Consider the following 23594-nt stretch of genomic DNA (forward strand, 5'->3'; position numbering starts at 1 on the left):
GCCGCCCAGGCCGAGCCCAACCCCATCCGCGCCATCGGCCATCGCCTGGATGCCGAACAGTGGGAGCAGGCAGCCGCAGACATCGTGGCGGATGGCCGGGGATTGCTGGTGGCTGGCGCCTGGCGGGCGCTTGTACGCCTCATCCACCGTGTGCCTGCAGATGTCATCGAGGCGGACCCGGAGCTTTGCATCCTGCTGGCGTCTTGCGCCTGGTCCACGGGCGACCTCATCGAGGTGAGGCAGCAACTGCGAAGGGCGGCGGCCCTCTACCGCAGCCGGGAGGACGTGGCAGGTGAAGGGCGAGTCAACCTCCTCCTCGTCCTGCCGCTATTCGCCCTTGGTGACACCAGCGGCGCGAAGCGGCTGCTGGACTGGTGCGAGGCGGAACTTCCGCAAACGTCGCCGCTGCGCCGGCTTCTGCCGTACCACCAGCTTTGGCATGGCGTCGCGTCCGGCCGATTCGAGCACGCCCGTGATCGCTTCGAAAGCGTTCTCGATGTCGCCCGCTCACCGGATGCGGACGTGCTGTTCGATTGGATGACGCTGGTCGGCAGTGGCTTCCGCGGTCATTTCCTTGGATTGCCTGGCTGGAGCCGTTTCTATCGCGAGTTCGACGAACTCGCCACTTCGAACTTGCGGCTTGCGCATCGCCAGCCGCTGCTGGTCGCCACGCTGGCCCAGCGCGCTTGGGGACAGCTGTGGCGCGGCGAGGTGCAGCCGGCAGTCGTCACCGCGAAGCAGGCGCAAACAGAGAATGACAAAGCTGGCGGCCTGCGTGGCGCGCGCATCGACCTTCTCCAGTTGCATGGCTTGCTGGCGGCCATCTTGGGGCAAGCGGCCGACTTCGAAGCCCGCATGCGTGAACTGTTGGCCGAAGTCTCCGAATGCCGGGGCTACCGGGAATCCTGGCTGCCGACCTTCTTGCTGGTGAAAGCGAGGGGGTGGTGGATCCTCGGACGCCGGGAGCCGATGGTCGAAGCGTGCATGCAGGCTTTCCACTCCGACTTTTCGACGGCACTGCCCTTCTTCGAAGGCGCTCTCCATCTGGTGATGGCCTATGCCGCCTTGGAACGAGGTGATCTTGCCGCCGCGCGCAGCGAAGTGTCAGCCGCTTCGGCAGTGCGAGAGCTGCCACTTCCCTCTGTCTACGGCAGCGTCGATCTGATTCGCGCTTATGTCCATCTGCTGGAGGGCGAGAACGATCGCGCGATCGAGATCTTCACGACGCTGCTGGACCAGGTCGCGGCCGAACAGAGCCTGGGTATCCTGGTTGTCGAGCGCAAGGATGTCGTGCAAAAGCTGCTGAATGCGGTTCCCGTCGGTCACCCGGCGCGTGCGCTCGCTGATCGGTACAAGGAAATGCTGGTTCGCGCGCACTTGCCGCCAGCGTCCATCGTGCATGAGCCCTCTGGCCTAAGCTCCCTCTCGAGGCGCGAGCTTCAAGTGCTGGATTTGATCGCTGCCGGCGCGAGCAACAAGCGGATAGCCAACGAGCTTTTCCTGAGCATCCACACGGTCAAGCGTCACGTGGCGAACATCAACGCAAAGTTGAACTCCGATTCGCGCGGGGAAGCGGCGGCGATGTACCGGCGTGCCAAAGGTTGAGTCGACGGTAGACGCCGCTCCTTGCGTACCCGCGGCGTTCGGCTCGGACGCCACCAGGTCAGAGCGGAGTCAAGTCGGTCGAATACGTGCCACTTGGCAGCATCAACGGCGGAAGATCCGCCATCGAGCCTTGGCCTTCGCGCGCAGCGGCGCGGATGTCCCTGGCAAGAGCGACATAGTCGGCAAAAAGCTTTGCCTCTTCCGCGTTGAGCCGCGCATCGGGTACCGCGGGGTATTCCTCGGTGTCTGCGGCGATGCGCCAATAGACTTCCCGAACGAGCAAACCGAAGCAGTCGGCGGCCTCGTTGATGATGGCGCGTCCGATGTAAGTCAACCGCATGTGCTTGGCCAGCGCCGCGGTCAGGTACACCTTCGACAGTTCGATGAGCACCAGGTAGGAGTGGCCTCGCTTGTCGAGGGCGACCAGCCTGGCGCGGTAGCGACCCCGCGTGATGCCCCTTTCCTCCACTGCGGACTTCACCGCCTCGAAAAGCAGGGCCCGACGCAGAGCTTTCCTGTCTTCCAGCTCCATGGCAGGGAAATCCACGGACTTGGGATCTGCGCCTTTTTCCGGGAGCCTGGAAGGGCTCAGCAGTCGCTTGAGCATTTTCGTTCTTCTCCCTGCACCCTTACTCAGTCGTGGATGGCGCGCGCCTCTGTGTGCTGCCTGCCACCCTGAGGGATGTTGAGCCGGTTGTCCGGTTTGCGATTGAGAAAATCCGGCATGTCGTGCGCGACGCACCAGTAGACGTTGTTAACCTGCAGGCCGAATGTGGTTCTGGCGCTTTGGACGATGTGTTCCGCCAGTCTGGCCAGAAGGCCGTTGGGGCCAAAGCCTTCGGCCGCATGCCTTGCGCACAACGTGACTGTCACGATGTGCGCGTGACCCCGGCGATCCACCGGCACAACTGAAAAGCGATAGTGCTCCGGGTAAAAGCCGTGAGCCGTGAAGCTTGCCCGAATAGACTCATAGAGCATCTCTCGCCGCAACGCCTGCCGCTCGTCGGCAGACATGAGCTGCGTGTTCGTTGATGGTGCGAAGGCCGCCTTGCGGCCGGCGCGGATCAGACCCAGGATGTCCATGGATGTGGGAATCTAGGGGCAGCGATTGAAATGCTCTGCCGTCGAAAGAGCCATGCCTGTTAGCGGCATTTCGATGCGGCTGCACCTGAGTCGCCTTCAAAGGCGGGCACGTGGAAGCCATGTGAATTCCGGCTCGCCGTCTCGTGAAGCCTTGTGGCTCCGGCCCGCTGTGTCGTGCTGGCTCCTCCGGATGATCCTGAAGCCCTGCGCTGCCGGAACACTGATCCGGAGCGCGAGGTGCCGGCATCATGCCGTGCCCCGTCTAGCGCCCAGCTGGAAGGATCATGGAGTCAAGATTGAAACGCCATCGCGCGCAGTTCAAGCTGCGCCACGTCGCCGTTGCCGTCTTGCTGCTGTCCGGCGCATGGGTCCGTGAGAGTTGGGCTTTGCCGGCCGGCGGCCGCGTCGCCGGCGGCTCGGGCAACCTGCAGACATCCGGCTCCACGCTGGTCGTCAACCAGACGACCGACCGGCTGATCGTCGACTGGGACAAGTTCAACGTCGGCGCCGGCGAAACGGTGCGCTTCGTGCAGCCGGGCGCAGGCTCCGCGGTCCTCAACCGCGTCACGGGCAGCGACCCTTCCACCATCTTCGGCCGCCTTACCAGCAACGGCCAGGTTTTCCTCTCCAACCCCAACGGCATCCTCTTCGGCCGCACGGGCAGTGTCGACGTCGGCGGCCTGGTGGCCACCACGCTCAAGATCGGCAACGCCGACTTCATGGCCGGCAACCTCAAGCTCACCGACGGCGCGGCGGGCCAGTCGGTGGTGAACCAGGGCACCATCACGTCCAGTGCGGGGGGCTACGTCGCTCTCGTTGCGCCGGAAGCCAGGAACGAAGGCACCATCCGCACGCCCGGCGGCACCACGGCGCTGGCGGCGGGCAACGCCGTGACGCTGAGGATGGCGTCCAACCAGCTCATTGGCCTGACGATCGATCAAGGCGATCTCGGCACCTTGGCGGCCAACCACGACCTTATCGAAGCGGACGGCGGCAAGGTCATCCTCACATCGCGTGGGCGTGATGGTGTGCTCTCGGGAGTGGTGAACAACACGGGCATTGTTCGGGCCTCAACAGTTGGCAGCAAAAACGGCGTCATTCAGCTGATCGCCGCAGGCGGGACAGTCGAAGCAGACGGCACATTGAAGGCGAATGCGCCTGATGGCGGTCAGAGCGGGTCGGTGGAGACCTCCGGGACGAAGCTGCAGTTTGGCCCTTCCTTGCGCGTGGACACCACCAGCACGCAACCTGCCGCACTCAGTGTTTCGACGGCTGCGGCTTCCGGCGAATGGGCGATATCGGTTGCGGGCGACTTGATCGTGGGTTCGGGAGTGGGCGAAACGCCGGGCGATGTCGTCGCAGCCAACTTGAACACGACCAATGTGCGCCTGGAGACAACCGGCGCTTTGGGAGTTCAGCCCGGCGACATCGTGATCAAGGAATCCATCGGGTTCCCCGCCGCGGGACGCGTTGCATGGACGAGCAACAACAGCCTGACCTTGCGTGCGTTCCACAGCATCTACGTCAAGGATCACATCCAGACCACCGGCTCCGGGAACATCACGCTGCGCGCAGATTCCACAGGTACGTGCGTCGTGGGGGCAGGGGCCTCAGCCTGCGGCGTGGTGCAAATCGATCCGGGCAAGTACCTTGCCGTGAATGGCGGAAAGATTAGCATCCTGTACGACGCGGCGGGTGCGAACGGCACGCCAATCCCCCCAAGCACGAATCCTGGGAGCCAAGGCGGTGGAACTGGCAGCTCTGTGTTCGATTCGGAGGGGTGGATTTCCGGCTTGTACGCCACCCCTGTGTTCTACGGCAACAACGTCTCGCTGAACGGCGGAACGCTGTTCGATGCAATGCTGGTCAACGACGTGTACCAGCTGCAGTCGATGCGCAACGCTCAGGGCAACGGATGGAACTTCGCGTTGGGGCGGGACATCGACGCCTCGGTGACCAAGGCCTCGAATGGTGGCACTGGATGGAACAACGGCGCAGGATTCATTCCCATCTTGCCGACCGGATTCAAAGGGGTGCTGGACGGGGATGGACAGGATGGTTCTCCAAAACACTCCATCAGCAATCTTTACATCAACGATAACTCCACCGGGACCGGGCTTATATCGGCGCTTTTTGGGACTCTTAAGAACATCACGTTCGTCGACGCGGATGTCACCGGAACCAGCAAAACGGGGATCGCCGCCGGACGCGGGAACTTTCAGTTGCGGGTATCGAACGTCGACGTAGTTCACAGCCGCGTCGCAGCCAGCGGCGGCGTTTTGGGCGGAGTGGTGGGAGATGTTTTTGGGGGGCAGATTCTGAATAGCCGCAGCGCGGCGATCGTGGATGGCGGACCCGGCGTCACGGGCGGCGGGATCGCTGGAAGCCTCTTTTTTTCATCGGGCGGGTTGATTGATTCCTGCGTTGCCACGGGGGGTGTCAGGGGTTTTGGAGGAGGGCTGCTCGGGATCCTGAGCGGGGGGACCGTATCGAACTCTCACGCCACGGGCGCCGTGCAAGGCGGCACCGTATTTTTCGAGGATTCCTTACACAGCGTCGGTGGCTTGGTAGGTCGAGCGATCCAGTCTGCTGGGCGGACCGCCACTATCACGAACTCGTATGCGACAGGTGATGTCGAAGGCGGTGGCGTTGCAGGTGGACTGGTCGGCTACGCCGACGGGGCCGCTATCAGCAACGCCTATTCGACCGGCAACGTCATCGCGCATGGACTCGTCGCGGGCGGGGCAATCGGAGTAGTGGACACCGCACTTGGTTCGTCGATCACCAATGTTCATGCATTCGGAGATGTTCGTCTCGATAGCTCGGCGGCCTCCAACAGCACACGCCACGGTGTTGGGGGACTCATAGGGGTCGTCGCCGATGGCGGAACGTCGATTGCCGACGCGTCCTCACTGGGAAGTGTGTGGACGAATGGAACTGCGAGCTACATCTACGCGGGCGGTCTCATCGGCAGCGCCGGAACGGGAACCACCATGAACCGTGTCCTCGCTGCGGGTCTGGTTCAAGGCCAGGTGGCAGCTAACACGGGCGGCCTTTTCGGGGCGTGGACCGGGGCCGCGGCAAGCAACGCATTCTGGAACGTACCTGTCAGCGGGCAGGCGCGTGTCGTGGGCACCGGAACAGCTCCAGGAACTGGCAAGACAACCGCGGAGTTGATGCAGGCGTCCACTTACGCCGGCTGGGACTTCTCGAGCTTGTGGGACATCACGGGCGGTGTGTCATATGCGACGCCGAAAATCGCGTTCTCCTCCGGCGCGCAAATCCTCTCCGGAACTGGCGCGGGCCTGAGCGCTGGGAGCAGCGTCGGATTTGGACTGGATGGCACGGTCCTTTTGCCAAAGGCGACTGTGGGCGCGGACGGTTTTTTCTACAAACCTGTTGCACGAGGTACCGTGGGGGCGGGTGACCTATTCTCCTACTCGCTCGACGCTGCAACTCCGGCAGTCAACGTGCGGCGATTCGCCGGCGGCGATGCCACGAACCTGGATTTGACGGCCAAGTTCGTGCGCGGCAGCGGCTCCAGCTTGGGCGTCGCCGATTTCATTCAGGCCAAGGGTGCACTTAGTGACCCGCTGATAGCGTTCTCGGCGGCAGGGGGGAATCTTTTCACCAGTAGCAGCATCGGATTTGCTACCGACTCGGGGACATCATTCAGCCTGGCGGGCACTGTTCAGGCCGACGGAATCAACTTGCGCGGAACGACTGTCCTGACTGGCGCGAGTATCTTGGACGCGCGCTCCGGTATTCTGGCCATCGACGGCGCTGTGGCCGGCGGAACGCAGGACTTGACGCTGAAGACGACGGGCTCCGTTACGCAGTCCGCGGCGGTGGTGACAGGCGGCCTGCTGTTGCAGGGCGGGAACGTCGTGTTGACCGACGCCGGTAACGACTTCGCGACGATCGCGGGGAACGCGGCTTCCATCAATCTCACTGACGCCAACTCGCTGACGGTGGGCACCGTCCAGGGCACGCCGGGGCTGTCCAGTACGGGGCCGGTGACGTTGGTTGCCTTGGGCGGGGTCGGTGACTTGGTCCTGAATTCCGCGGTGAACAGCGGCGGCCAGGCGGTGCTCTCTGCAGGCCGCAACTTCGTGAATCACGCGGGCACGGCGGCGGTGAGTGCCGGCACCCGCTGGCTGGTCTACACGAGCGATCCCGGCAGCGCGGTGTTTGGCGGGCTCTCCAGCGGCAACACCGCCATCTGGGGCGCGACCTACACGTCCAGCCCCCCGTCCAGCGTTCCGCAGTCGAACAGCAACCGCTACCTTTTCGCTACCCGCCCGACGCTCACCGTCACCGCGGACGACAAGACCAAGGTCTACGGTGATACGGTTGTATTGACCTCTTCCTTCTCCGGGCTGGTTAACCCCGCTGCGTACGGCAACGTCTTCCTGGGAGACGTGGTCACCGGCGCACCGGGCCTGAGTTCGGCGGGTGCGGCGGCAACTGCCAACGCCAGCACCACGCCTTACATCATCACCGTTTCGGCGGGCGGCTTGACGGCTCCTACTGGGTACGCCGTCAGCTTCGTCAATGGCAATCTGACGGTGAATAAGCGGGGGCTGACGGTCGATGGTGCGACAGTGAGCTCCAGGACGTACAACGGCCAGACAGATGCCACGATCAGCAGCTACGGCACGCTCGGCGGGGTGCTCGCCGGCGATGGGATCAACGTCACGCTCAACACCATCGGCGTCACAGCCGCCTTTGGGGACAAGAACGTCGGCACGAAGACAGCCACGATCACTGGCTATTCAATCGGGGGCACCCAGGGCGGCAACTACACGATCACGTCGCCGGTGACCGCCACTGCCAGTATCAGCCCGGCCACGTTGACGGTCAGTGGTGTGACGGTGGCTGGCAAGACGTACAACGGCGACGGTGCGACCAGCGTTACGGGCATCGCCAGCCTGACCAACACAGTGACGGTGGGCGGCGAGATGGTGTCGCTCACCGCGAACTCGCTGTCAGCGACGTTCACTAATTACCACGTTGGCAATCGGACCGCCACGATCACGGGGTACGGGCTGACTGGACTGGACAAGGACAACTACGTGCTGGCGCCAGCGAGTGCGACGGCCAGCATCACGCCGAAGACGCTGAGTGTGCAGTCGGTGACGGTCGCCAGTCGCACTTACAGCGGCGACAACTCGGCCACGATCACCAGCTACGGCACGCTCAACGGTGTAGTGGGGCTGGATGACGTGTCGCTGCGCACGGTGACTGGCTCGGTGACGGTGTCGGCCTACTTCGACGACAAGAACGTGGGGCCCACCAAGGCCGTGACGGTGAGCAACTATGGCCTGGGCGGCTCGGCAATTGGCGACTACGTGCTCGCCTCGCCGACGGTGATCGTCACTGCGGCCATCACGCCTGCGACGGTGACCGTGGGCGGCGCGCGGGTGGCCGACCGGACGTACAACGGCCAGACGGACGCCACGATCAGCAGCTACGGCACGCTCGGCGGCGTGCTAGGGCTGGATGCGGTGTCGCTGAACACAGTGGGCGTGGCGGCCGACTTCGGGACCAAGAACGTCGGCATGAGGACGGCCACGATCACAGGCTACTCGCTCGGTGGGGCGGACGGCAGCAACTACATGATTGCGTCGCCGGTGACCGCCACTGCCAGTATCAGCCCAGCCACGCTGACGGTCAGTGGTGTGACGGTGGCTGGCAAGACGTATAACGGCGACGGTGCGACCAGCGTTACGGGCATCGCCAGCCTGACCAACACAGTGACGGTGGGCGGCGAGATGGTGTCGCTCACCGCGAACTCGCTGTCAGCGACGTTCACTAATTACCACGTTGGCAATCGGACCGCCACGATCACGGGGTACGGGCTGACTGGACTGGACAAGGACAACTACGTGCTGGCGCCAGCGAGTGCGACGGCCAGCATCACGCCGAAGACGCTGAGTGTGCAGTCGGTGACGGTCGCCAGTCGCACTTACAGCGGCGACAACTCGGCCACGATCACCAGCTACGGCACGCTCAACGGTGTAGTGGGGCTGGATGACGTGTCGCTGCGCACGGTGACTGGCTCGGTGACGGTGTCGGCCTACTTCGACGACAAGAACGTGGGGCCCACCAAGGCCGTGACGGTGAGCAACTATGGCCTGGGCGGCTCGGCAATTGGCGACTACGTGCTCGCCTCGCCGACGGTGATCGTCACTGCGGCCATCACGCCTGCGACGGTGACCGTGGGCGGTGCGCGGGTGGCCGACCGGACGTACAACGGCCAGACGGACGCCACGATCAGCAGCTACGGCACGCTCGGCGGCGTGCTAGGGCTGGATGCGGTGTCGCTGAACACGGTGGGCGTGGCGGCCGACTTCGGGACCAAGAACGTCGGCATGAGGACGGCCACCTTTAGTGGTTACTCGCTTGGAGGCACGGACCGCGACAACTACACGATCGCGCCGGTGACCGCCACGGCCAGCATCAGCGTTGCGACGCTGACGGTCACCTCCCTGGGCGTGGCCGACAAGACCTACGACGGCAGAACCACAGCCACGGTGGCCACGGTCGGCGGCTTGACCAACACGGTGACGGTGGGTGGCGAAATGGTGTCGCTCGTGCCTGGTGCGCTCACCGGAACGTTCGGCAACTACCACGTGGGCAACCAGACGGCCACAATCTCCAGCTTCGCGCTCGGCGGGAGGGACGCAGGCAACTACACAGTCGCCACCGCCTTGGGCACGGCCACCATCCGCCAGGCCACCGTGTCCGTCACGGGCGTGGTGGCGAACGACAAGGGTTACGACGGCACGGTGACGGTCAGTCTCTCCGATGCCGGCACGCTGTCCATCCCGGTGTCAGGCGAGACACTGCGGTTGGGAACCGGCGCCCTGACCGCCACCTTCCGCGACCCCGCGATCGGCAGCGGCAAGATTGTCGATGTCAGGGGCTACACGCTGGCGGATGGCAGCGGCCGCGCTTCCGACTACACACTGGCGCCCGTCACCACGGCCGCCAACATCACGGCGGCGCCTCCTCCTCCTCCTCCGCCACCACCGACGGCGCCCCCGCCCTCTCCGCCGCCTGTGACCGCGCCTCCGCCGGCACCCGTTCCCGCCCCAACGGCCGCGCCGGCCGTGCAGGAACCGCGCATCAATCGTGACCAGCTGATCGTCGTCGAAGCGGAGTCGGGGTTGACCTACCCGACATCCGACGTGAACTGTTCACGAAAGGGTGGCGAGCGCGGCGGAAGCCGCCCGCAGTCCATCGACCGGTCGGCCTGTTCTCCCATGACCGCGCGCAATGCGCCGCTTTTCCGCATCGAGGCACCCGGCCTTCGCCTCGCACAACAAAACCTCTGACGGAGTTTTCCCGGTATGACGAATTTCAAGCGGCGGCCGCTGGCCGCCTTGCTGGCCGCGCTCGGCTGCACGGCCGCCATCGCCCAAACCCCGCCCGATGCAGGCACCGTGCTGCGCGAAATCGAACAGCGGCCGCGCGTGCCCCTGGTGCCCATCGGCCCGCCGCCCACCATCTCCATCCAGGGCGAGAGCACCAAAAACCTGGCGCCCGAGGCAGCCGCAGCCACCCTGAAGTTGAACGGCGTGCGCGTCACGGACAGCACCGTCTTCCCCGCGGAGGAACTGGAAGGCCTGGTCGATGCGAGCCTGCATGGTGTCGTGTCATTGGCCGACGTCGAGCAGGCCGCCGAGCGTATCACCCAGCATTACCGCGAGCGCGGCTACATCCTGGCGCGGGCCTACGTCCCTCCGCAGGACATCGCCGACGGCCGCATCCGCATCGCGGTGGTCGAGGGCAGGTATGGCGCGATCCAGGTGGCCAACCAGAGCCGGGTTCGTGAGGCGACGCTGGAGCGCTACGTCGACCGCGCGCATCTCGGCGAGGTGGTCAACGAAGACGCCCTCAATCGCGCGCTCCTCGTGCTGCGCGAGGTGGTTCACGGCGCGCCGGTGACGGCGACGTTACGTCCTGGCGCCGAAACCGGCACCTCGGACCTCATCGTGCTGGTGGCCGGTGAACCGTTCGTGCAGGCACGCGTCGAGGCTGACAACTACGGCGGCCGTTCCACCGGCCGCTACCGCGTGGGCGGCGCGGTGCAGCTGAACGAGCTGTTCGGCTTTGGCGACCAGCTGGAAGTGCGCGTTCTGACGTCGACCCAAGGACAGGACTATCTGCGACTGGGCTGGAGCACGCCGCTGGGTAGCAGCGGCCTGCGAATGGAAGCGTCGTTCGCCCGCTCGCTCTATTCGCTCGGCGGCGATTTCGCGGCGCTGGATGCATCGGGCAATGCCGACGTCACGGGCGTCACTTTCAGCTATCCGGTGGTACGGGGTCTGGGCTGGAACGTCACTGCACAGGGCGGTGCCGAATACAAGTCGCTGGAGGACCGCGTTGGTGCACTCGGCACTGTCGCGCGCAAGTCAACCTCGGTCCTGTCGCTGGGCGCCAATGCCGAGAGGTTCGGGGACGAAGGGGATGCCACATCCGGCTCGCTGCGGCTGGAGTCAGGCCGGCTGAACCTGAAGGACGCGGTTTCCCAGGCAACGGACGCGGCAGGTCTTGGAACCCGCGGCAGCTTCTCGAAGCTGGCATTCGCGGCGCTCCACAGCATGCCGCTGGCCGACCGCTGGACCTTCCAGGCTTCCATTTCCGGCCAGTCCGCGGGCAAGAACCTGGATTCCTCGGAAAAATTCTCACTGGGCGGGCCCTTCGGCGTGCGCGCCTACCCGGTCGGCGAAGCGACCGGGGACTCCGGATGGGTGTCTTCAGCAGAGCTGCGGTACTTGTTGGCAGGGCTCTCGGGTGGCGTGGGGGTGACGTTGTTCGGCTTCCTCGATTACGGATCGGCCAAACTCAACGAAGACCCGCTGCCCACGGCCGCGGTGAACCGGCGTGATCTGAGTGCGGCAGGCGTCGGCGTGTCGCTGGTCCGCCCGGGTGACTATGCGGTTCGCGCGATGTACGCGCAGCGCCTGGGCAGCGAGCTGGCCACCAGCGATCGCCGCGGAGGCCGCGGCCAGCTGTGGCTGCAAGCGACCAAGAGCTTTTAAGTTGCTCGCTGCCCAGCAGCTTGCACCGGCCAGGCATGCCGAGGCACCGGCCGAGGCGCTGCCGATCGAGCGGTCGCATCCGGACGCGATGGCGTTGGTGGCGCGCTTATTCGGACTGCTCTCAGCCGCTCCCGCCACAGCCCGAATCCTGGAGATGGGTTGCGCGGATGGCGGCAACATCGTTCCGCTCGCTGCACTGCTTCCCCGGGCGCAGTTTGTCGGCATGGACACCAGGCCGAACGCGCTGCGGGAAGCAGCTGCCTTCGCCGCACGAGTCGGCGTCCGCAACGTCACCTTCCTGCCGCGGGGGCTGGAGAGCATGCCCGCCGAGATCGGCGAGTTTGACTACATCATCTGCCACGAACCGTTCTCGTCCTTGCCGGCGCATGTGCAGTACCTCGTCTTGCAGCAGCTGAAGCAGAGGCTGGCGCCTAACGGCGTCGGCTATCTCAGCTACCAATGCGGCGGGACTGGTCATCGTGGGCCTGCAAGCGCGAGCGGCCAGCGTCCTGTCACAACGGATCGTGGCTTGCGGTTCACCCAGGTGGCAGACCGTTTGATGAAAGCCGGCCTGCAATACCTTGGCGAAGCCGACTTCGTGACCATGCTGCCTTCCAACCTCGGCACCAGCGCCGAGCAGGTGATCAAGCGGGTATCGCAGCGCGGCATCGTTGCCGCGGAGCAGGCGATGGACTACCTGCGGCGCCGCTCCTATCGTGAAACGCTGGTCTGCCACGGCGACGTCCGCCTGAAGCGGCGGATATCGGTGGAAGACATCGCGCCGCTGTACCTGAGTGCGGCGACGCAGGAGATGCGTTCCAGCACACCTGGCGGTGCCGCCCGCTACCAAGCTGCGAACGGCGCGTACGTGACGACGTCAAGTCCTGCCTTGCAGCACGCGCTGAAGATCCTGCAAGCCAGATACCCAGCCCGGCTCACGATGCGGCAACTCATGGGTACCGTGGGACCTGTTCACGAAGCAGATCGCACGCGGCTGGCGTACTCCATCTTCTCGGCCTGCATGTCCGGCGTGGTTTCGCTCGCCTTGAGCCCATTGCCTGTCGGTGCCGCATCCTCCCACCCCGTCGCGTGGTCTGTGGCGCGTGACCAGGCCGTGCGCCAGCGATGGGTGTCCAACCTGCAGCATCGGCTCGTCCTGCTCGAGGATTTTCCGCTGCACTTGCATGCCATCTCGCTTCTCGACGGCAAGCTGGACCTTGACCAACTCGCGGCATCGCTTGCCGCGCTGGTCGCTTCCCGCGCGTCCACGCTGAGTACCGGAGAGCAAACATTTCGCAGCCATTCCGGGATCCGGGCGCAGTTGATGCGTGCGGGGCCGCTGCTGGTGCGTGACCTGGCCAAACTCGGCCTGATCGCCGACGAACCCGCGCGGCGGCTTTAGTCCGCAAGGTTCCGCTTCTATTCCGCTCGGGGCTCGGCGCCGGCCGACTTGGTGGAGCGGCAACCTTTCTGCAGGTACATGCCGACAAGGTGATCCTTTCGCGCTTCCGCGCGCGCGATGTCAGTCTGCATCAGCGCGGCACGTGCCTGCATCGCTTGCATCTTCCGGTTGTATTCGGCCGTGGCGTTGAGCCGGTTGCTGCTCGCCGATTGCGCCAGCAAGCTGCCTGCCACCGATCCTCCGGGCAGCATGCTGATCAGGCCCATCCCCGCGGTGGTTGGTACGGCGCTGCGCATTGCCGACACCAACTCTTCCTGCGACTTCCTGAATTCCGCATTGAGGGCATCGGACTGCTCGCGCTTGGCGGTCGCTTCTTGCTCCAGGGCGGCAACTTCCGTCTCCATCGCCGAGCAACTCAGCTCCGAGTCGGTGAGCTTTCTGACACCCGATGTCGTCGGCGTACCAGCCGAAGGCATTTGCGGAATGGTGAGCAGGCCTTGTGCCGTCACGTCAGCCAATGGAAGAAAAAGGACCGCGCACACGGCCGGAACAACAAGTGATTTCAACTGCATCGAGACATTGTTGAATCCGACCTGCCGCGATCGGAACTTCGCGAAGCGCCATCTTTGCAACAACCTTGTCGTGGCTCTTCCCGGTGATGGTGGCGCGCCAGCCCATCAAGAGACTGGGCGGGAGGAGATCGTTTGTGAACAGCGCCATTACCCCGCAACCGCGTCCCGTGCAGGACGTCGAACGAAATGCCAACCCATTCGCTGGCCAAGGCATCTGCATGAGCTGTGTCTTCTGCGGCAAGCACCGACCGAGGACAAGTCTTGTCGCCGTTCGTCGCGTCCAAAGAACGTTCTACCGATGCCGTGATGGCTGTGCACTGTCATGAACAGCAGCCTCGAAGCCCCTTGCCGTTCGCTGCATTGCCATTGCCTGAATCTGGTTCTCGCCAGGGTGACGGCGTTCTCCTGGGAGCTTTATCCGCAGCCGGCTCGCAACAGCGTCTTGACCATCATCGAGGCCATGGAGGACGTCTGTGCGGCCAGCGGCCCGGCGAGTGCGGAACAGGCTTCGCGACGCATGCTCGGATCGATCGGCAGCGCGGCCGTCGGTGCCTTTTTCGAGGCCGCTGAGCCGGTAGCGGGATTCCTCGTCGACGTGGTCCGCTGCGGCGAGCATTGGACGTGCATGGCTGCCTTGGCTGTCCTGAAGCAGTTGGGGGTCTGGTCGGTTTCCTCGCCGCCGCTGGATCGCGTGCGGCGAACCGCGGAAGGAGTTCCCTTGAACGTGGCGCTGTTGTGCGTGCTGGAAGAAGCCGAGCCCGTCTTCCGCGCCGCCGCGCTGGCGGACGCCTCCCATGCCGGCTTGGCAGCCGAATTGCTGATGCTCGTCGGCACCGCGCCTGAGGGAAAGTTTGCCCATGCCGGGTAGACGGCTTGCCTCACTGCTCAGTGCCCTGCTTGCGGGGTGGGCCCTGCTGGTCATGGGACCACCTCTGGCGCGTGCCGCAGGCGCGAACTTTCCCGAACGAGTCTCACTGGGGCAGCACGAAGTCATCCTGAATGGGGCGGGGGTGCGCTATCGCGCAATCTTTCAGGTGTACGCGGCGGCTTTCTATTCGTCCGACCGCAAAACGAAAGAGTCCGAGGTTTACTCGCGTGAACCACGCCGCATGGCGATGGTCATGCTGCGTGAAGTGACGAGCGACGAGCTCGGCCGTGCATTCATCAACGGTGTCTACCAGAACACCGATCGCGCCGAGGTGGCCCGGATGGTTGGTCCGATCGCCCGATTCGGTGCCATGTTCGGCACCGTCGCCAAGCTGCGGACGGGGGACACGTTGACGGTGGACTGGATTCCCGGGGCAGGCACTGTCGTGCAGCTCAACGGAAAATCGTTCGGCGAGCCGGTGCCCGACCCCGCGTTCTACAACGCGTTGCTCAGGATCTGGTTCGGAGAGCGTCCTGCCGATCCGTTGCTCAAGAAGGCATTGTTGGGTGAGCGCGCGGGCCAGGAATCATATTGAAATGGGCCATCGACGGCGCTGGCTCCTTGCGTCGATTCGAGCGTTCACCCGGGGGAACAGAGTGCGGCACGTAGTCGCGGCATCGGCCGCTCAGGAGCTAGCAGTATGTTCCACGCATCTTGTGATTCGGCGTCGAAACAGTTGACGGTCCTCGTGGCCGACGACAACAAGGACGCTGCCGACACTCTCTCCGACTTGCTGACCATCTCGGGTCACACCGTGCTGACGGCGTACGACGGGCTCGAAGCGCTTCTGCGAGCGGACGATCAGCCGGACGTCGCGATCCTCGACCTGGGCATGCCCGGCCTTGGTGGCTGGGAAGTGGCGCGAAGGCTGCGAGGCCGGAGACCGGACATGTTGCTCATCGCGGCAAGCGGCTGGGGTTCGACCGGGCATCAGGCCGAGAGCATCCGAAGCGGCTTCGACCTGCATCTGACCAAGCCCGTGGACCCGGTTCGGCTGCTGGCGCTCCTGGAGGCAAAGGCAGCCAGAGCGGTCGACGCCGAGGTGTCTCAGCGCTGCAGTGAGTGCGCTGGGATGCGCAACCTTGCTGAGCAACGGATGAACATCGAGGCAGATTCGCCGAGGATCGATTGCTAAGCGGAGACAAGCGCAGGCTTCTCGCGCTGCAGCACGAACTGCCGTTCCTCCTCTCCGGCCGAGGAAGGCATGCGTCCTCCGCGCAGGCGCTTGCCCTGCAGACGATCGCCGACGCCACGACCATCGGCGACGTCCGGCGCGCCGTCGGGCGCTCGCAGCAGGACGTGGCCGAGGCAATGAAAATCTCGCAGAAAGCGGTCTCGCAGCTGGAAAACCGGCGCGACCTCCGCCTGTCCACCGTGTGCCGGTATTTCGCGGCCCTGGGCATGGAGCTGCGGATGACGGTTGCTGCGGGTGGCACGGAAGTCAAGCTGCGCCGGCTCGCGATGCCTGACGACGGCTCGCAAGCGGCAACTGGAGAAGGCTCATCTGCCGCAGGACACGCGGTGGCCCCATCAGCCGATCATCCCTGAGCGGAGCGTTCCTAAGCTTTCGTGTTCTTGTCATTGAAAGGCTTGGAATGGGAATCGTGTTGAAAGGGGCGGCGCTGCTGGCCGCCGTCTTGCTGGCTGGGTGCGCTGCCGACACAACTGCGCGCGGGGCTCATTGGTCCCCCGAGCCGTCCATGCGTCCGTTGCTCATTTTCGCCGCCGATGGCCAAGGGCATGTGATCAAGGTTCCGGCGGCCGGCTCTCCAGGTGCTGCAGCCACTGCTGCTCGTTTGCACCAGGGTGTGGTCTACCTGGATTCGAAAAAGCCCGGCACGCAAGTTGCGCAAACGCCTGTCGATTGAGTGGCCGGAAGATCGAACGCTCAGCTGCAGTCCGTGCGCCGGCGCGGAGAGTTCAGGCACCGATCAAGCCGCAACGACGGGCCTGGTTCCTGGTCTTGTGCGATGGGTTTGGTGGGGGCGGTTCTTGCCGGCGCCTGCGCCGGCCGCTGCACACGCACCAGCCAGATTGCGGCGACAGTCCCCAGGCTGACGAGCAGCAACAACAGCGCTGGCCGGATCGATGGCCAGATGGATCGCGTTGTTTGCTGAAGCACGGGGAGCGGATCGGGCCTGACGGCGGCCCCGATCGATACCAAGCCGTGTGCCGCCCTTCGAATGGAACGCAGCGCCATCTCGGACCAATGGCTGCGTCGTAGCGCGTGCAGACCGTGAAGGCCGGTGCGCCGGGCTCTGAAGAGGTGACCTCTCATCGTCGCGTGGTGGTGAAGCTGCGCGATTCTTCTTTCCCGTGCGCACTTGCCGATGCCCGCAAGGAGCCAGCCGGCTCTCTGACGACGCGCAGCGCGAGGAGCATGCGAAGGGAAGGCACTGGTTCCAATTGGTCAAGATGCCTTGCGATCCTCTCGGTAGAGTTCCCGCCCTGACCGCCGGAAGGAACGTTCAAATGCAGCCTGAGCACTTCGTGAACGAGCTTCCGGCCGAGGTGGAAGCGTTGCGGCGCGAGGTGGAGCGCCTATCGCGCCGCATCGACCGGGGCAACGGCCTCCTGGACGCCATCCTGTCCGAAAGCCCTCACGGCATTCTCGTTTGCGATCGCGACGGCAAGCTGACCTTGCACAACCGTGCCGCGGAAAGCATCTGGGCGGGAAGTGCCACCACCCATGGCGTTCAGGACTGGAGCCGGTACCGGGCGTTCCATCAGGATGGCCGTCCCTTCGCGCCTGAAGACTGGTCCATGGCGCGCTGCCTGCGCGAAGGGGTCACCATCCAGGCGGAAGAAGTCCGGATCCAGAAGTTCGACGGCTCGCACGGGATGTTGCTCGGCAGCTGCGCGCCCATCCGGGATGCAGGCGGCGCCGTGGAGGGCGCGATCTCCGTCTTCGCGGACATCACCCGTTTCAAGCAGGTCGAAAGATTGCGCGACCAATGGGTCGCCATGGCCGGCCACGAGCTGCGATCGCCACTGCAGGTGCTGCAGAACCAGCTGCACGCGGCGCTGCGCAGCCGCCGGCCGGTCGACCTTGAGCAACTCATTCCATCCTGCATCGCGCAGGTTCGGCGCATGAGCCACCTCGTGGAGGACATGCTCGACGTGTCACGGGCCCAAGCCGGTTCCTTGCGAGTCAACGTCGAGAGCGTCGATCTGAAGTCGTTGATCCTCAAGGTGGGTGGCGACATCCTGGCGCCAGCTGCGCAGCACGTACCCCTGTACGAACTCGATGACGTCTTCGCGATGGCAGACGCCGGGCGCACCGAGCAGGTCCTGGCCAACCTCCTGACCAATGCCGTCCGCTACAGCCCTCAGGGAGGCCCGATCCGGGTGCGCCTGCGCGCGCTGCAGACCCACGCTGAAATCGTGGTGGAAGACCAGGGCATCGGGTTCGATCCGCAGATCGCGGAAACCCTGTTCGAGCCGTTCCTGCAGGTGCAGCCTGACACCCGGCGCGGCACGGGGTTGGGACTGGGTTTGCACCTGGCGCGCGAACTCGTCACACGCATGGGCGGTTCCATTGCCGCGAAGAGCGAAGGCCCCGGATCGGGCGCGGTCTTCACGTTCCAACTTCCGCTTGGGCCGAGGCCGGCGTGAACCTCCGTTCCCGCCGCGCTGACTCCAAGGCGCGATGGGTTCCGCCAGATGGCGCGGGACGATGCCCGATCACGTACCGCCAACCGACGCCATGACCAACAAGCTCAGCGGCTTTGTCGCTGCCATCCTGGGCGGTGAGCCCCCCTCTGAATCGCTCGAGCGCGCGCCACATTCGCAACCCGATTCCGGGGGCGGCGAAGACTTCCCTTTCGAGCGCCATGTCGAAGTCGAATTGCGTTTCTCTTCCACGGTGCGGCCGCCGGCCGGGCGCGACACATTCCATGGCCTCTTCGCCCTCGACGACTCGCGCTATTCGGTGCGCGTGCAATCCGCGGGCGGCCAGAGCTTTCGCGCTCCCGCCGAGTTCCTGATCCCATCCCGCGCCGTGCCCGCGTTCCGTCCGGGCACCAGGTTCAAGGTGGTGTCGGGTACCGGTGTATCCGGCACCGGTGAAGTCAAGGCGGTGTACGGCGCCAGCCGGTATTGACCCCGCTGGGCTGGCTCTTCCGCCCGATGCTTGCGTGCACTTGCACGGCGAAGCTGGCGTTTGCAGGCGGTATTTGCCTACTGTCCCTTTTGTCCTCACCGCTTGCATTCGGGCCCGGCTTTGCCGGGCCTTCTTTTTTTGCCCCCCGTCAATGTGGTGCGAGCACGCTCGTCGCTACCAGGGCCACCAGCGCCAGGCACTCGGCTGCGCAGATGCGGGTGGCTGCCCGCAGCGCGGCCATCGCGGCGCGCCGGTCCGTCGTGCCGCGAGCCACCGCCGTGAGAACGGCCGACAGCTTTCGCGTGGACGGCTTGGCCAGCCAGAGCGCCACCCCGCTCAACGCCAGAAACGCGACCGCCTTGGCAAGAAGCCAGCCCTTGCCCCAGTCACTCCAATCGCGAGCAGCCATGAGCAGGGCACCTGTCACCAGCATCAACAGCGCCGACCTGCTGGCCGCGTCGGCGAAGGTGGAGCACACGCGGCTCAACCCCGCCGCCTGCTGCACCGATTCGCGCATGACGCGTTGAATGCATATCAGCAGCAACAGCGCGCCGACCGCGCCTGCTGCGACTCCCAGCAGGGCGATGAGGTGCAAGGTGCGTGCGAGCGGATAGAGCATCGCGGCACCTTATGCACCGGAGGTGCGTCGAACTTCGCTCCATCGAGCCAGCGGCATTCCCCTTCGGATGGGCGAATCCGTTGAGACGATGAGTGTCGGGTTATGGCCCCAACGGCGCAGTACGAAACAAGAGGACCCTTCTAGATTCATCCAGTTGCAAGCGGGCGTCATGTCCGCGCAGAACGAGGAGGAGTCGAAGATGTCGTCAGCGTTGGAGCTGGAGGATCGGGGCATGCCGCAGGCCGGCATGCCTGCCCCGTCGGAGCGTTCCTCGGGGCGCACCGACCTGACGAGCCCCGTGCTCCAGGTGCTCTTCGACGTCCTGCCGGACGGCGGCTTGCCGGCGGGCACGTTCTGCGCGATGGTCACCAGCAGTGATCTGGAGCCCGGCACATGCGTCGTTCTCGTGCAACTGGCCCCCATGCACCTGCGTTCCCGGCCTGCCAAGCGTTCGCACCTTGCGCAACTGGCCGAGAAAATCCAGCACCTGTGCTTCCAGCGGCACCGGGTGAGCGTCACCGAAATCTACTGGTCCATGGCCGGCAGCACTTTCCAGCCCACGCAAGCGCCGCTTTCGCTCGACGAGCGGCAGCGTATCGACGACGCCACCTACCTCATGCTCGAGCGCGCCATCAAGGAAGGCCCGGACCGCCACAAGCGGGCCGAGGTGCGCTACGCGCGCCGCAGGCCGCGCTTCGCCTGAAGCAGCCCCGCGCGCCCGGCCGGGCGCCGCACCACCCGTTCGCTGAAACGCCAGGCGTGCGCATTGCGCACGCCTGGCGCCGTGATTTGCGCAACCACGGCTGACTGCGGCTCAATGTTCGATATGCGGCAACGTTGTGCGATATGCGCACAACGGCCGATATCGCCACCCAGGAGAGCCGAGGAACATGACCCGACCCAGCGAGATCAAGCCGCGCGAAGGCAGCGTGCGCGGCACGACCTACGACGACTACCAGGAAGGCCGCGAGCTCGGCCCCGTGCGCTTCCGCATCACGCCCGACATCTGCGAGGAGTACATCGGCGCGGTCGAAGCCGACCGCTCGCTGTACCTCGTCGATGGCCGCCAGGCCGCGCCGCCCAACGTGCTGCTGCCGTACATGACGGTGCCGATCTACCAGACCTACCCGCCCAACCAGGGCATCGTGATGGCGGAACTGGACATGCGCTTCCGCTCGCCCATCTGGGCCGACGAAACCACGGAAGTCGTCGCCACCGGCCGCGTGCTGCGCAAGTTCGAGAAGCGCAGCCGCCGCTACGTGCAGTGGGAAGCCACCTTCGCCCGGTCCGAAGGTCCCGTGCTGGCCACGCTGACCAACACCTTCCACATCCCCGAGTGAGGCACCAGATGTTCAAGCGCGAGATCCCCATCACGCAGGAAAAGATCGACGGGTACGGCCGCATCAACGGCGACAACGACATCATCCACTACGACCACGCGTACGCGCTGATGCGCGGCTTTCGCGGCACCCTGCTGCACGGTCCGCACATGACCGCTTTCGGCGCCGACCTGGGTGCGCGCAAGCACGGCAAGGACTGGCTCACGCGAGGCCGGCTGAAGACCAAGTGGGTCGGCCCTTCGTGCCCGGGCGATTCGTTCCGCGTGCAACTGGACGAAGGCGGCCAGCTCGAAGCCAGCTCCGGCGATGCAGTCGCGATGGTCGGCTCCGCCACGCTGGACGACGGGGCCGGCGCGTGATCCATCCGCTGCTGCCGGCGGAAGGGCCGCCCCAGCTGGCCGGCGCCGACCTGGTGCCCGGCACGGTCATGGCACGGCGCCAGGTGCACTTGACGCGCGAGGTGTTCCAGGGGTTCGCCGCCGTCAGCGGCGACGCGCACCCGCTGCACTACGACGCGGCCTATGCGAAGTCGCATGGCCTGCGCGCGCCCATCGCGCACGGGTTGCTGCTGGTGGCCATCACCGCACTGGGCGCCACGCCGCTTTCCGCGCAGCTGCACGACAGCATGGTCGCCATGCTGGGCACCCAGGCGCGGTTCATCTCGCCCGCGTACGAAGGCGACAGGGTCGACGTGTCGCTCACGGTCCTGGAGATCCAGCCCAAGAGCCGCAACCGCTGCGTCGCGGCCTTCGAAGTGAAGGTGGAACGGGGCGCCGAGCTGCTGGCTTCGGTGCAGCACCAGTTCATGCTGCGCTTCTCGCGCGAGGAGGCCGCCGCATGAACCCCGAGCTCCACGCTTACCCGCTGCCCGGCCGTTCCACTTTCTCGGCTGCCGTGCGTGCGGGCCCGCTGCTGTTCGTGTCCGGCATGACCGCGGTGGACGAGCAGCGCCGCATCGTCGGCGACGACCTCGCCGGGCAGGCCCGGTTCATCTACGGCAAGCTCGCCGCCGTGCTCGCGCAAGCGGGGGCGACGCTGGCCGACGTCATCGAGACCGTCGAGTACGTCACGACGTTCGATGGCTACGACAAGACCGCCGACGTCCGCCGCGAAGTGTTCGGTGGCGGCCCTTACCCGGCCGCCACCGGCGTGAAGGTGAGCGAACTGGTGCGTCCCGGCGCGCTGATCGAGATCCGGGCCACCGCCTGGTTGGGGAACCGCGCATGACGGCTTCCGTCGCCGCTCGTTACCTCGCGCGCATGCGCGAGCACGGCATCCGCCGCCTGTTCGGCAATGCCGGCACCGACTTCCCGCCGCTGATCGAGGCCATGGCGGCGGGCGAAACCGGCATCGAGCCGGTGCTGGTGCCGCACGAAAACGTGGCCATCGGCATGGCCTATGGCGCCGCGCTTGCCACCGGTGCGCCGCAACTGGTGATGGTGCACGTCGGCCTGGGCACCGCCAATGCGCTGTGCGGCCTGTTCAACGCCGCGCGCCAGCACGTCCCCATCGTGCTGACGGCGGGCCGCACGCCGGTGCTGGAACACGGCCGCCTCGGCGCGCGCAACAACTACATCAACTGGGCGCAGGAGATGTACGACCAGGCCGGCATGCTGCGCGAGCTGGTGAAGTGGGAGTACGAGCTGCGCGACCCCGCGCAAGTGGAAGCGGTGGTGGATCGCGCGCTCGCGCTATCGCAATCGTCGCCGCAGGGACCCGTCTACCTCGTCCTGCCGCGCGAAGTGCTTGCCGCGCCGGCGCAGCAGGTGCGCGATGCCGGCCAGGGTCGGCAGGCGCCCGCGCGCCCGGGGCTGCCGGCCGGCGACGACCTGGCCACCGCCGCGCGCTGGCTGTCCGAAGCGCGGCGGCCCCTCATCGTCACCGCCGACGCCGGCCGCACGCCCGAAGGCTTCCAGGCCCTCACGCGCCTGGCCGAGCAGCGCCAGGTGCCGGTGGTGCAGTACCGCCCGCGCTACCTCAGCCTGCCGTGCTCCTCGCCCGCGCACGCGGGCTACGACGCCGGCCCGCTGCTGCCGGATGCCGATCTCGTGCTGGTGGTCGACGCCGACGTGCCCTGGGTGCCGGACCATGCCGCGCCGCCTTCGTCGGCACGCATCGTGCACATGGGCATCGACCCGCTGTGCGCCGACTACCCCATGCGCGGATTCCGTTCCGACCTCACGCTGCAAGGCGACACCACCGCCATCCTCTCGCAGTTGCACGCGCGCTGCGAAGGCGATCCGCGCAGCGGCCCGTGGATGCGCGAAGCGCACGAGCGCTGGCGCGCCATGCGCGACAAGCCCGTGGGCAAGTCGCTGGACAACCGTGCTGTCTCGCGCTGCATCTCGCAGGTGCTGGGCGACGACGGCGTGCTGTTCAACGAATACACCTTCGCGCTCGAAGAGCTGTCGCTGGACGTGCCCGGCCGCTACTTTTGCCACAGCCCGGCCGGCGGCCTGGGCTGGGCGATGGGCGCGGCCATGGGCTTCCGCCTGGAGCGGCCCGACGCCGTGCCCTTCGCGGCGGTCGGCGACGGCACCTACATGTTCGGCAACCCCACGCCCGCGCATTTCGTGTCCGCGGCGCGCGGCCTGCCGTTCGTGACGGTGGTGTTCAACAACCGCCGCTGGGCCGCCGTGCACCGCGCCACGCTGTCGATGTACCGCGACGGCGCCGCGGCGCGCCGGCCCGAGCCCTTGCTGGCCACGCTGGAGCCATCGCCCGACTACGAGAAGCTGGTCGAAGCCAGCGGCGGGCTCGGCCTGAGGGTCGAGCATCCCGAGGAACTGCCGAGCGCCATCGAGCGGGCGGCGCATGCGGTCCGGCACGAAAAGCGCCAGGCCGTCGTCAACGTGCTGGTGGACATCGCCTACGAGCGCACCAGCTGAACCAG

The 23594-nt window shown here is 65.8% G+C and carries 21 protein-coding genes; 17 read left to right on the forward strand and 4 right to left on the reverse strand.

Annotated features, from left to right (window positions below; translation table 11 throughout):
- On the forward strand, window positions 1–1605 hold a 1605-nt coding region (locus EZ216_RS22035), incomplete at its 5' end, for a helix-turn-helix transcriptional regulator (RefSeq protein WP_275405171.1).
- A gap of 58 nt (window positions 1606–1663) precedes the next feature.
- Here EZ216_RS22035 and EZ216_RS20235 read toward each other — a convergent pair.
- Both EZ216_RS20235 and EZ216_RS20240 read right to left on the reverse strand, forming a co-directional pair.
- Window positions 1664–2212: a hypothetical protein gene (locus tag EZ216_RS20235; RefSeq protein WP_135251613.1), complete on the reverse strand. Its 549-nt coding sequence runs from the start codon at window positions 2210–2212 to the stop codon at window positions 1664–1666.
- A 26-nt stretch (window positions 2213–2238) separates the two neighbouring features.
- Window positions 2239–2688: a hypothetical protein gene (locus EZ216_RS20240; RefSeq protein WP_135251614.1), complete on the reverse strand. Its 450-nt coding sequence runs from the start codon at window positions 2686–2688 to the stop codon at window positions 2239–2241.
- Between the two features lie 296 nt (window positions 2689–2984).
- Between EZ216_RS20240 and EZ216_RS20245 the strand changes: the two genes are divergently transcribed.
- The 3 genes from EZ216_RS20245 to EZ216_RS20255 are packed head-to-tail and all read left to right on the forward strand — an operon-like array spanning window position 2985 to window position 13140.
- On the forward strand, window positions 2985–10028 hold the full coding sequence (locus EZ216_RS20245) for a YDG domain-containing protein (protein WP_167773002.1): 7044 nt from the start codon (window positions 2985–2987) through the stop codon (window positions 10026–10028).
- A 15-nt stretch (window positions 10029–10043) separates the two neighbouring features.
- Window positions 10044–11738 carry a ShlB/FhaC/HecB family hemolysin secretion/activation protein gene (locus tag EZ216_RS20250; RefSeq protein ID WP_135251616.1) on the forward strand — a complete coding sequence of 565 codons (1695 nt, stop codon included), beginning with the start codon at window positions 10044–10046 and terminating at the stop codon, window positions 11736–11738.
- A gap of 1 nt (window position 11739) precedes the next feature.
- Window positions 11740–13140, forward strand: a complete 1401-nt coding sequence (locus tag EZ216_RS20255; protein WP_167773003.1) for a class I SAM-dependent methyltransferase — start codon at window positions 11740–11742, stop codon at window positions 13138–13140.
- A gap of 17 nt (window positions 13141–13157) precedes the next feature.
- Here the strand turns inward: EZ216_RS20255 and EZ216_RS20260 are convergent, their stop codons facing one another.
- Window positions 13158–13712, reverse strand: a complete 555-nt coding sequence (locus EZ216_RS20260) for a hypothetical protein (protein WP_135251618.1) — start codon at window positions 13710–13712, stop codon at window positions 13158–13160.
- Window positions 13713–14034: 322 nt separating this feature from the next.
- Here EZ216_RS20260 and EZ216_RS20265 point away from each other — a divergent pair, with 322 nt between their 5' ends.
- The 7 genes from EZ216_RS20265 to EZ216_RS20295 all read left to right on the forward strand — a co-directional run bounded on the left by EZ216_RS20265 (window position 14035) and on the right by EZ216_RS20295 (window position 18742).
- Window positions 14035–14580 carry a hypothetical protein gene (locus EZ216_RS20265; protein WP_135251619.1) on the forward strand — a complete coding sequence of 182 codons (546 nt, stop codon included), beginning with the start codon at window positions 14035–14037 and terminating at the stop codon, window positions 14578–14580.
- Window positions 14581–14632: 52 nt separating this feature from the next.
- On the forward strand, window positions 14633–15175 hold the full coding sequence (locus EZ216_RS20270) for a chalcone isomerase family protein (RefSeq protein ID WP_167773004.1): 543 nt from the start codon (window positions 14633–14635) through the stop codon (window positions 15173–15175).
- 105 nt (window positions 15176–15280) lie between these two features.
- Complete coding sequence (locus EZ216_RS20275; RefSeq protein ID WP_135251621.1) at window positions 15281–15775, forward strand: response regulator; 495 nt, start codon at window positions 15281–15283, stop codon at window positions 15773–15775.
- The gene (locus EZ216_RS20280; protein ID WP_135251622.1) at window positions 15769–16188 is read left to right on the forward strand and encodes a helix-turn-helix domain-containing protein; all 420 of its coding nucleotides are present in this window, start codon (window positions 15769–15771) and stop codon (window positions 16186–16188) included. The genes EZ216_RS20275 and EZ216_RS20280 overlap by 7 nt, the downstream gene beginning before the upstream one ends.
- A 47-nt stretch (window positions 16189–16235) precedes the next feature.
- On the forward strand, window positions 16236–16508 hold the full coding sequence (locus EZ216_RS20285; RefSeq protein WP_135251623.1) for a hypothetical protein: 273 nt from the start codon (window positions 16236–16238) through the stop codon (window positions 16506–16508).
- Between the two features lie 604 nt (window positions 16509–17112).
- Complete coding sequence (locus tag EZ216_RS20290; protein WP_167773005.1) at window positions 17113–18255, forward strand: sensor histidine kinase; 1143 nt, start codon at window positions 17113–17115, stop codon at window positions 18253–18255.
- Between the two features lie 91 nt (window positions 18256–18346).
- A complete protein-coding gene (locus EZ216_RS20295; RefSeq protein ID WP_135251625.1) occupies window positions 18347–18742 on the forward strand; it encodes a hypothetical protein in 396 nt (131 codons plus the stop codon).
- A 148-nt stretch (window positions 18743–18890) separates the two neighbouring features.
- Here the strand turns inward: EZ216_RS20295 and EZ216_RS20300 are convergent, their stop codons facing one another.
- Window positions 18891–19361: a hypothetical protein gene (locus tag EZ216_RS20300; protein ID WP_135251626.1), complete on the reverse strand. Its 471-nt coding sequence runs from the start codon at window positions 19359–19361 to the stop codon at window positions 18891–18893.
- Between the two features lie 169 nt (window positions 19362–19530).
- On the opposite strand from EZ216_RS20300, the gene EZ216_RS20305 reads away from it, so the two are divergent.
- The 6 genes from EZ216_RS20305 to EZ216_RS20330 all read left to right on the forward strand — a co-directional run bounded on the left by EZ216_RS20305 (window position 19531) and on the right by EZ216_RS20330 (window position 23589).
- A complete protein-coding gene (locus EZ216_RS20305) occupies window positions 19531–20064 on the forward strand; it encodes a hypothetical protein (protein ID WP_135251627.1) in 534 nt (177 codons plus the stop codon).
- Between the two features lie 187 nt (window positions 20065–20251).
- The gene (locus EZ216_RS20310) at window positions 20252–20701 is read left to right on the forward strand and encodes a hotdog family protein (protein WP_135251628.1); all 450 of its coding nucleotides are present in this window, start codon (window positions 20252–20254) and stop codon (window positions 20699–20701) included.
- A gap of 8 nt (window positions 20702–20709) precedes the next feature.
- Window positions 20710–21060, forward strand: a complete 351-nt coding sequence (locus tag EZ216_RS20315) for a MaoC family dehydratase (RefSeq protein WP_135251629.1) — start codon at window positions 20710–20712, stop codon at window positions 21058–21060.
- A complete protein-coding gene (locus EZ216_RS20320; RefSeq protein ID WP_239024462.1) occupies window positions 21057–21542 on the forward strand; it encodes a MaoC family dehydratase in 486 nt (161 codons plus the stop codon). The genes EZ216_RS20315 and EZ216_RS20320 overlap by 4 nt, the downstream gene beginning before the upstream one ends.
- Complete coding sequence (locus EZ216_RS20325) at window positions 21539–21928, forward strand: Rid family hydrolase (protein WP_135251630.1); 390 nt, start codon at window positions 21539–21541, stop codon at window positions 21926–21928. The genes EZ216_RS20320 and EZ216_RS20325 overlap by 4 nt, the downstream gene beginning before the upstream one ends.
- A complete protein-coding gene (locus EZ216_RS20330) occupies window positions 21925–23589 on the forward strand; it encodes a thiamine pyrophosphate-requiring protein (RefSeq protein WP_135251631.1) in 1665 nt (554 codons plus the stop codon). The genes EZ216_RS20325 and EZ216_RS20330 overlap by 4 nt, the downstream gene beginning before the upstream one ends.
- Window positions 23590–23594 lie beyond the last annotated feature (5 nt).

Source organism: Ramlibacter humi, from assembly GCF_004681975.1.
GTDB classification, from domain to species: Bacteria; Pseudomonadota; Gammaproteobacteria; order Burkholderiales; family Burkholderiaceae_C; genus Ramlibacter; species Ramlibacter humi.